Genomic DNA, 6,188 nt, shown 5'->3' with positions numbered 1-6,188 from the left:
CGGCCATCCGCCATGCCCGCGATCGGATTTGCTTCGTAGCTCAGTCCGATCGCGGCCATGTGCGGATGGCCGCCCCGCCACTCCTACAATGAGATTCCAGCCCATCGCATGGGGAAGACAGCGGTGGTGGCACTATCCTCTCAACAGGCACCGCCCGTTTTGTCCTCCGTCCGTGGCCGGATTCCGACTGATGACAGCATCGAGCAAAGACAGAGCCCCCCTCCCCGACCAGCTGCGCGACCTGCAACGCCCACTGCGCGAGCGGGCAGACCTGGCTCCCCTGATCGAAAAGCTGGCCTCAGCCCGGATAGTGATGCTGGGCGAGGCCTCCCACGGCACTTCCGAGTTCTATGTCTGGCGCGCCGCCATCAGTCGATGGCTGATCGAGGAGCACGGGTTCGACTTTGTCGCGGTGGAAGGCGACTGGCCCGACTGCTACCGCGTCAACCGCTACGTAAAATCCTATCCGCAAGCCGGTGAGCACGCCGAATCGGTGCTGCGCGATTTCGATCGCTGGCCCACGTGGATGTGGGCCAACTGGGAGATGGTGGCCTTCGCCGAGTGGCTGCGCAACCACAATACCGGACGCGAACGCGGGGCCGGCTTCTACGGGCTCGACGTGTACAGTCTGTGGGAATCCCTGGAGGCGATCATCGGTCACGTGCGCCGAAACGATCCGCAATCACTGGCCCTGGCAGAGCGGGTGTTCAACTGTTTCCAGCCCTACGGGCGCGACGAGCAGCGCTATGCGCGACATACAACCGCAACGCACCAGGATTGCGCGGATGAGGTGGTCCGCCTGCTGCTGCGACTGGCGCACCGCCGCCCGCGTTTCGATACGGACCCCGAGGGCGACTTCGACACCGAGCAGAACGCCCACGTGATGGTGAACGCGGAGCGCTACTACCGCACCATGGTGCTCGGCGGCCCCGGCTCCTGGAACCTGCGCGATACCCATATGATGGAAACCCTGAACCGCCTGATGCCGCACCACGGGCCGAACAGCAAGGGCATCGTATGGGCCCACAACACCCATGTCGGCGACGCCCGCGCCACCGACATGCGGCACGAGGGGATGTACAACATCGGCCAGCTGGCGCGTGAGGAGTGGGGCTCCGGGCGGGTGCGTCTGGTGGGCTTCGGCTGTCACCGGGGCAGCGTGATCGCCGGCAGAGCCTGGGGCAGCCAGCAGCAGAAAATGCCGCTGCCGGAAGCTCCCGCGCACTCCTGGGAAGGCGCCATGCACGAGGCGCTGGGCGACGACGGGCTCTTTCTGCTGGACGAGACCGGGGAGCGGGATGATTTTTTGCAGGCCCGCGGACACCGCGCCGTCGGCGTCGTGTACAACCCGGAGTACGAGCGGTTCAACTATGTGCCCACCGAACTGGCGCGACGCTACGACGCTTTTTTATATCTGGAGGAAACCCGGGCGCTGCATCCGCTGCATGTGGAGACATCCGCGGAGGCGGCGCCACCGGATACCTTTCCCTGGGGCTTCTGAATTCACCCCGGTGTGACACCCGCGTGGGGTAAAGGTATGGGCGCGGGTTTGCCGCGCTCGTCGTCACAAACCTTGTTGTTGCAGCCGACGACGATCAACACCAGCAGCAGAGCCGAAAAAGCTAGGTAATGCACCGTCCTGATCTCCATATGGCGGCCTTGTGCATACGCACTTTACTGCAAATTCAATTTCCCTTGCCAGTGCAGACTCCCACGCCCGCAGCAGCGGAATGGGGGGGTGGATTTTACAAAAATTTACATTTGGAAGGGTTTGTCCGGTGGAGCAGCCCTCCCCCAATCCCTCCCAACCCCGCTCCCGGGGAGCACAGAGCCCCCTCCTCCGCGGGGAGAGGGGCTGGGGAGAGGGGTTAGTTACTCGCCGTCGTCGCCGTAGATAACCTTGCTGTTCACCTTCACCGTCAGCGGATGATATCCGGCCTTGGCATTTTCAAAAATGCGCCTGGCCAGTTCCCCCTGACCGGTCTCCTCCAGCTCGCGGTACAGCGGGCGCAGGAACTTGTTGCGGCCGATGGTGGAGAGGAAATTCTCCAGGCGTCCGTAGGCGGGCTTGTACTGGTTGCGCACCGCAATCATCAGCCAGCTGAAGGCGACTTCGTTGTTTTTCGATTCGGTCAGATCGAAGGTGCTGTCCAGTTCCTTCAACTGCGCTTCGCTTAGTTTTTCCGGCATGCCGTCGAGGAAATATTTCCACTGGTGGAAGGTCCAGCCGCTGGTGTCGATATCTTTCGTTGAAATCTCTCCGCCCAACCACTGCTGGCGCAGCGGATCGATTTTGCTGAAGGCGTCGGATTGCGGGTGTGGCGCGCCTTGCGGAATGCCCGGCTCGTAGATCCACTGGTGGATGCGCTCCGCGTCCAGCTTCTCCGGGTATTGCTTCAGCAGCGTCTGGTTCAGGTAATCGACGAAATCTTCCGTGGCGATGCTCTGGAAGGCAAAGTGGTTGAAGTATTCCAGCAGGAACTGGTCGAAGGCCTCGCGGCCGATTTTCTGCTCCAACTCGTACAGGAACAGGGAGCCCTTCTCGTAGGGGATATTGGAGAAGACTTCGTCGGGATCACGGCCGCGCAGGTCGATGGCCATGATCTCGTCGCGGTCCTCCCTGTCCGCCAGGTCCGCCTGCAGGTCGTCGTAGCCCAGCGCCATCTCCATTTTGTAGCGCTGGTCGCCGTAGATATTCTGCATGATGCGGTTGGTCAGATAAGTGGTGAACCCCTCGTTCAGCCACAGGTCGCGCCAGCTCGCATTGGTCACCAGGTTGCCGGACCAGGAGTGAGCCAGTTCGTGGGCGATCAGCGCCACCAGGCTCTTGTCCCCGGCGATCACCGTGGGCGTGATAAAGCTCAGACGCGGATTTTCCATACCGCCGAAGGGGAAACTCGGCGGCAGGATCAGCAGGTCGTAGCGGTCCCAGCGGTAGGCGCCGTAGACCCGCTCGGTGGCCTCGAGCATGGATTCGGTGTCCTCGAACTCCTCAGCGGAGGCGTCGAGCAGCGCCGGCTCGGCGTAGACACCGGTGCGCTCGCCCATGGGCTTGAATTCCAGGTCGCCCACCGCCAGCGCCAGCAGGTAGGAGGGGATCGGCTGCGGCATTTCAAATTCGTAGACGCCGTCTTTCTCCGTCTCCGGATCGTTGTCCGCGCTCATCACCGCGCGCAGTTCCTTCGGCGTGCGGATAGTGGCGCCGTAGGTCATGCGCACCTTGGGGGAATCCTGCAGCGGCACAAAGCTGCGCGCGTGGATCGCCTGGGCCTGGGTGAACAGGAAAGGATGCTTTTTGCCCGCGGTCTGCTGCGGCTCCAGCCACTGCACACCGGAGGCTTCCGGCGAGGTGCGGTAGCGGATGGCCACGGCGGTGGCATTCTTCGGCAGTTTGATCGACAGCGGCGTGCCCAGGTGATCGTCCTTTTCGCCCAGGGAGAATTTCACCGGTTCCAGCCGCTCGCCGTGGCCGGCCTCGACGGATTCGATCGTCAGGTCCCGGGTATCCAGCACCAGCGGCGGGTTCTTTTTGCTGAGCCGTTTGATTTCCAGCCGGGCTTCACCCTCCAGCACCTTCCGGGAAAAATCCACGGTGAGATCCAGGTCCAGATGCTCGATGCGGTAGTCGTCGGTGTTGGCGAAGGAGTGGTAATCCACGCCGGATTGCGGGTCCTTTTTGTCCGCGGCGACCTTGTCGTCGGACCCGGCCTTCGGGGCTTCGGCCTGCGGCGCGGCACGTTCATCCTTTTTTTCAGGTTCGGATTTTGCGCAGCCGCCGAGGGCGAGGGCGCCGAAAAGAAAACTGGTACAGAGTAAGCGGGGCAGCATGGATTGGCTCCAGAAATATTCTGTTTATTGAAACGCGGAACAGGATACAGGAGCGACGGGGACAAATCAGCCGGGAGCAGATTTGGACGCCGAAGGCGCCCTGTAGGAGCGGCGGGAATTGGAACTCGGCGTGCCGGTTCGCGCCCCTACATCCCGAGTCCCGAGTCCCGAGTATCAATCCAGGCTGAAATCGAAGTTCATCTCCTCGCCGGGCGCCTGGACGTAGAAGCCCTGGATATAGTCGGTACCGGTCTGCCACAGGGTGGGCAGCATACTGGCCTGTTCGACATGCGGCACTATCACCTTGGTGTTGGCTTCGTTCAGTTGCTTGACCAGGTTGGCAAGGGTTTCGCCGCTTTCGCCATCGTCCTGCACCTCGCGCACGAAGGAGGCGTCCACCTTGGCGATATCCACCTTGACGTGCTCCAGGGCCTTAAAGGGGTTGAGGCCGATGCCGAAGTGGCACACCGCTACGCGGCAGCCCAGGTCCTGCACCTGTTTGGTGAAGTCCCGCGCGGCGTGCAGGTTGCTGTTGATATCCTCCTGGCGCAGCTGGAAGGTGACTGCCTTGGGGGGCACCTTGGCGGCCTTGAAGGCCACCGCCAGCCAGGCCGGCAGGCCGCTGTCCAGAAGCGAGGCGGCGGTGATATGCAGCAGCAGCGACACTTCGTTACCCTTGGCGCGCTGGGCGGCGGCGGCCTTGATCGCGGTGAGGGTCACCCAGCGATCCATTTTGGTGGAGAGGCCGGCGTCGCCGAGGGCCTCCAGGAAAGCCATCGGCGACAATTGGTCCTTGCCGTCCACCAAACGCACCAGCACCTCGTAAATCTGTTCGCCACTGCCCTGCAGGCTGAGGATCGGCTGGTACAACAGTTTCAGCTTGCCCGCCTCCAGCGCCTGCACCACGCGGGCGCGGTGGTAGGTGTCGGCGTCGCCCTCCTTGTCGGCGTCCGGTTCGTAGAGAGCGAAGCCGTTTCCTTTGGGGTTTTTCTGCTGCGCCTGCTTGTGGGCGTGCAGCGCCTGGTCGAGTACTTTCTGCGCGTTGCCGGAAGCCTCACTGAGCAGCGAGATACCCACCGAGGCGGTGATCTGCAGGGTCTTGCCGGCGGCGTCGAAAATGGTGTCGGAAATTTTCTTCAGCAGCTCGCGGGTGCGTTGCTCGGCGCTGTTCGGGGTGGTTTCCGGTATCAGCAGGCAGAAGCTCTCGTCGCCGTAGCGGGCGATCATGTCGCCGCGGCGCAGGCTGGATTGCAGCAGCTCGGCCATATTTTTCTGCAGCGCGTCGGCGCCCGCCACCCCCCCCACTTTCTGTACCGTCTCTTCGAAGCCGTCCACCTCGATATAGATCAGGCCGCCGGTGCGCTGGGTGCCCGCGGTGGATTTAATGGCGGAGTCGAGAAGTTGCACGAAGTGTTGGCGGTTGTAGAGACCGGTGAGCGGATCGCGGTTTTTGATGTCGCTGAGCTTGGCCTCCAGCTCCTCGGTGTCGCCGCTGCGCGAGGCGATGTGCACCTGCAGGCAGCGCTCGTCGTCGTACACGGTGGAAAGCACCTGGGCGCGGGTGGGCAGCGGGCTGCCGGAAGCGGTCTTGGCGGTGAATTTCCACTCGCGGGCCTCGACCTCGTTGTTGTCGATGGCGCATTGCTTGAGAAATTCCCGCCCGGCCTCCTGTTCGCCCTCCGTGAGCATATCGATCAGCGGCTGGTACTCCACGTCTTCGTTGCTGCGGTAACCAAAGCGTTCGGCGAAGGAGTCGTTGGCGTAGACGATCAGGCCGTCGGACACATAGGCGATGGCGTCCTTGGAGCTGTCCAGCAGCTCCTTGGCGCGCTGGAGGGTGGCGTGGTAGCGCTGGTCGTGCAGGCGCGCCACGCGGCGGTTGGCGAGCGCGGTAAGTTCGCGCTGGATCACCAGCAGCAGGTGCTGGTCCTCGTCCACGGTAATGACATCGCGAGCGCCGAGTTTCAGCCCCTCCACCGCGGGCTGCGCGCCGCTGCGCTCGGTCAGCAGCAGCACCGGCACGTCTTTTTGCAGTTTGCTGATGGTGCGCAGGGCAACTGCGGGGGGCACCTGCTGGCTGTTTTCCGCGGCGATCAGCAGGTCCCAGGCTTTATCCTGCAGCAGCTTGGCCAGCGCGGCCTCGCTGGCCACGTGTTGCGCGCGGTTGGGACAGCCGGCGTTGTGCAGCATGCTCACCAATCGTTGGGCCTCGGTGGGGGTATCGTGGATCAGTAAAAGTCGAATGGTGTCGTTGCTGCTCATCATTTGCTCTTGTTAACTACCGTCGCGTCAGGCGAGCCCGCTAGTTTATTGCCGCGCTACCGGGACTTACAAGGCAGGATTGGCAACCGTGTCACACT

4 protein-coding genes are annotated in these 6,188 nt (G+C 62.8%); 1 reads left to right on the top strand and 3 read right to left on the bottom strand.

What is annotated here, in order from left to right:
- The first annotated feature begins 190 nt into the window (after window positions 1-190).
- On the top strand, window positions 191-1,501 hold the full coding sequence (locus ACRC0P_RS19610) for an erythromycin esterase family protein (protein WP_438632997.1): 1,311 nt from the start codon (window positions 191-193) through the stop codon (window positions 1,499-1,501).
- Between the two features lie 2 nt (window positions 1,502-1,503).
- Here ACRC0P_RS19610 and ACRC0P_RS19605 read toward each other — a convergent pair whose 3' ends face one another.
- The 3 genes from ACRC0P_RS19605 to ACRC0P_RS19595 all read right to left on the bottom strand — a co-directional run bounded on the left by ACRC0P_RS19605 (window position 1,504) and on the right by ACRC0P_RS19595 (window position 6,090).
- The gene (locus ACRC0P_RS19605) at window positions 1,504-1,635 is read right to left on the bottom strand and encodes a hypothetical protein (protein WP_438632996.1); all 132 of its coding nucleotides are present in this window, start codon (window positions 1,633-1,635) and stop codon (window positions 1,504-1,506) included.
- A gap of 237 nt (window positions 1,636-1,872) precedes the next feature.
- A complete protein-coding gene (locus ACRC0P_RS19600) occupies window positions 1,873-3,828 on the bottom strand; it encodes a M1 family metallopeptidase (protein ID WP_438632995.1) in 1,956 nt (651 codons plus the stop codon).
- A 174-nt stretch (window positions 3,829-4,002) separates the two neighbouring features.
- Window positions 4,003-6,090, bottom strand: coding sequence for an EAL domain-containing protein (locus ACRC0P_RS19595; protein WP_438632994.1), 2,088 nt, complete (start codon window positions 6,088-6,090; stop codon window positions 4,003-4,005).
- Window positions 6,091-6,188: the final 98 nt, after the last annotated feature.

This window comes from Microbulbifer sp., assembly GCF_051659245.1.
GTDB lineage: Bacteria > Pseudomonadota > Gammaproteobacteria > Pseudomonadales > Cellvibrionaceae > Microbulbifer.
Note: the sequence above shows the minus strand (reverse complement) of the source record. Positions and strands in the feature narration are given on the sequence as shown.